The sequence below is a fragment of the Flavobacterium denitrificans DSM 15936 genome, assembly GCF_000425445.1.
GTDB lineage: Bacteria > Bacteroidota > Bacteroidia > Flavobacteriales > Flavobacteriaceae > Flavobacterium > Flavobacterium denitrificans.
Genome location: NZ_AUDL01000021.1, coordinates 1 through 3,291, shown reverse-complemented (window position 1 = coordinate 3,291; position 3,291 = coordinate 1). Strand labels below are relative to the sequence as shown.

Annotated in this window: 4 protein-coding genes; all 4 read left to right on the top strand. The window is 29.4% G+C overall.

Annotation, left to right across the window (positions count from 1 at the left end):
• The coding region (locus H600_RS23040; RefSeq protein WP_035108607.1) for a hypothetical protein at nucleotides 1-577 on the top strand (577 nt) is incomplete at its 5' end.
• A gap of 431 nt (nucleotides 578-1,008) precedes the next feature.
• Entirely contained in the window at nucleotides 1,009-1,353 is a 345-nt protein-coding gene (locus tag H600_RS0111625) for a hypothetical protein (protein ID WP_026728941.1), read from the top strand.
• 177 nt (nucleotides 1,354-1,530) lie between these two features.
• Complete coding sequence (locus H600_RS0111620) at nucleotides 1,531-2,382, top strand: toxin-antitoxin system YwqK family antitoxin (protein ID WP_157509910.1); 852 nt, start codon at nucleotides 1,531-1,533, stop codon at nucleotides 2,380-2,382.
• 166 nt (nucleotides 2,383-2,548) lie between these two features.
• Nucleotides 2,549-3,091, top strand: a complete 543-nt coding sequence (locus tag H600_RS0111615; RefSeq protein ID WP_157509909.1) for an STM3941 family protein — start codon at nucleotides 2,549-2,551, stop codon at nucleotides 3,089-3,091.
• Nucleotides 3,092-3,291 lie beyond the last annotated feature (200 nt).

Here is a 3,291-nt window from a genome sequence, read left to right as displayed (position 1 = left end):
GTGGAATTATCGTTTTAATTTGTATTTTCGTTTAGCCGAAAATACTCTCTTTCATAAGTTGCAAACTGCTTGTGGCGCGAGAACGTTGGCAGTAATATTAACCGAAATGAACGGAAACAATCCAAATTTAAAGCTATTAGCAATTTCAGTAATTAATTTATTACTTGAAATTTTTATTTGGTCGATTGTTAAAAGTGACCAAAGTGCATCACTTGGTTATATCTTTATTCTTTTCATTGGTTGGATAATTTTGGTAATTGCTACGGGAATAATAATTTATAAAGACAAAATAAAGTTTAAAAATTGGAACTTATTATTATTCATTTTTTGCACTCCAATTCCTTTTTTAGTGTTTTTTAAAATGACTTCGAAAGAACCAGTTTTAGGAACTTGGGAATATAATAAAAAAGGACATCGCATAAGAGAAATAACATATGAAAACAGAAAAGAATATTCATCAAGTGTTGACAAAACAACTGAAGAATATCCAATTCCTGCAAATGAAAAATATCATCTTGATAGCATTGTACATTATGATGAAAATAATAATATATCAAAAACAGAACGATTTAAATAAAAATACTACTGCCAACAGCCGTTACGATCGATTTGCGGATTTAGTGGAATTATCGGTTTTTTACCCTATTTTCGTTTAGCAGAAAATACTCAGTTTCAAAACCCGCAAACCGCTTGTAGCGGCAAAACGTTACCACTCATTTAAATGAAAACAGCTAAAATATTAACAATTACTTTTTTATGTCTACTTGTAACGATATTCTTTGCAGGCGGTGGACACGGTACATACATTCCAGCAAAAGTAATTTTTCCTTTTACAATGTTATTAGCAAATTTAACCAGCGAAATAAATTTCATTGGAATTATACTAGCATTAATTCAAATCCCCATCTATAGCCGAATTTTAATGAATAAACCGAAATGGAAATACCTTTTAATTGGAATTCATTTATTTGCAGTTCTTTTTTGTTTTTACTTTAATAATGGCTCATTTTGAATATAAGTAAACTCGCTAAACAAAAGACCGAATACAAGAATATTGCAATTAATAGTGCGTTCCTTTTTGCGATTATTATTTTATTGTTCGTAATTGAAATTTTTGTTTTTTGGGGAATTTATGGTGAAGGTGCAACTGCAAGCAGAATCTCAGAACTTTGGTACGTTGAAATAATTTTGGACTATTTCCCAATCGTACTAATCGGTGGTTATTTAATGTTTAAAACTTATAAAAACTATAAAAGTCAGAAATATGTTGAATCCGAAACGAACATAATTACATTAGTGATTTTGATTCTTTTGTTCTTAATTAGAAATGATATTCAACAACTAATATTCTAAAAATAAACGAGTGGTAACAGCCACTACAACGGATTTGGGCATTGGGCTTAATGGAAATATGGTTTTGTATTTGGAATGATTTGGCAAATCCGAAAAATGCTCTTAATTTAACCCCAAACCCGCTGTAGTGCCAGAACGTTAGCCGTAATTATAAATGAACGTAATCAGAAAAGAAAATTGAAAAAATATATTTTATTATTATTGGTTTGTATGTTTTTCTCATCTTGCAAGGAAAAAACAGTAATTGAAAATGAACTAGATTCTCTTAAAATAAACCTGAAAAATTTTACTGCTATCGATACGACTTTTTATAAAAGTAAAAAAATAAAATCTTTACGCTTATATAAAGAAAAATCAGAATATGTTAATGTTAATTTTTTCGAATCTGGAAAAAAGAAATCTATTGGTAGTGTGAAAGACAGCCAATGCCACAAAGAATATATCGATTGGTATGAGAATGGAAAAATTAAATGGTTACGTCAATATAATCTTGGAAATCAAATTGGAAAAAATATTGAATATTTAGAAAATGGAAATTTAAAGCAACAATTTGACAACGATAATAATGAAACAATAGAGTATTGGAAAAATGGAAAACCAAAATTCCAATTCGTTGAAAATGTATCAAGTAGTTATCACTATTTTAATGGCAATTTTTTGGAAAAATACACCAACAAATTAAAAGACGAATGTGACGTAGAATACTTTAATGAAAACAGAAAGTTAATATTTAAAGGACATTATAAAAAAGACATTCTTTTTAAAGATAATTTAAAGTATAACGGTACAATAATTTGCTATTTTAACAATGGAAAAATTGCACTTTATCAAAATGTTGTTAATGGAATTCCAAATGGCAAATTTTACAGTTCTTATGGAAATGGAAATTTAAAATATGAAAGTGAAGTTGAAAACGGAAAAGAAATTTATTATAAAGCTTATTACGAAAGTGGAAAAGTAAATTTTATTCGAGACGGAATAAAAAATACATTTACTTCATGGGACGAAAACGGAAAACTAATGAAATAACTACGGCTAACAGCTACTACAACGGATTTGGGCAATAGGCTTAATGGAAAGATGGTTTTGTATTTGAATGATTTGGCAAATCCGAAGAATGGGCTTAATTTAGTCCCAACCCCGCTGTAGTAGCGGGACGTTAGTGGTCAGCTTAAAAGACGAAAATCAAGAAATTATGATTCATAAAGTTGAAATTCCATCAAGCAAAATTAAACTTATTTTAATATTGATTGGGACATCTGTTTTTATTGTAGGCAGTTATTATCTTTTTCAATACCCAGAACGGTTTATTTCTCCTAGATTCAGAAGCGTTGAATTTATAAAAATAATAGGATTACTTCTCCTTGTTTTTTGTAGCACTGCTTGGATTTATATTCCAATAAAATTATTTGACAAAAAGCCAGGATTAATACTTGATGAAAACGGAATTTATGATAATTCTAGTGCTGTAAGTGTTGGATTGATATTATGGAAAGACATTGAATCAATTCGGGTCGAAAAAATAAAATCGACAAAAATTTTAATAGTAAATATCTATAATCCTGAAAAATATATTGACCGCTCAAACAGATTTAAAAAAGTGCTTCTAAATTTAAATACTAAATTATATGGAACACCCTTAACTATTGGGTTGGCAGGATTAAAATATAACCGCGAAAGGCTAGAAAAATTAATTATTCAAAATTATGAACTTTACAAAGAAAAGCCGAACCACTAACAGCCACTACAACGGATTTAGGCATTTGGCTTAATGGAAATATGATCTTGTATTTGGAAGATTTGGCAAATCCGAAGAATGGGCTTAATTTAGTCCCAAACCCGTTGTAGTGCCAAGACGTTATGGTGTATAGCTCCGCTGACGAGAATCTGCTGATTTTAATCTGGCGTTTTAGTTCGGAAAATACAATGAAGCTGAAA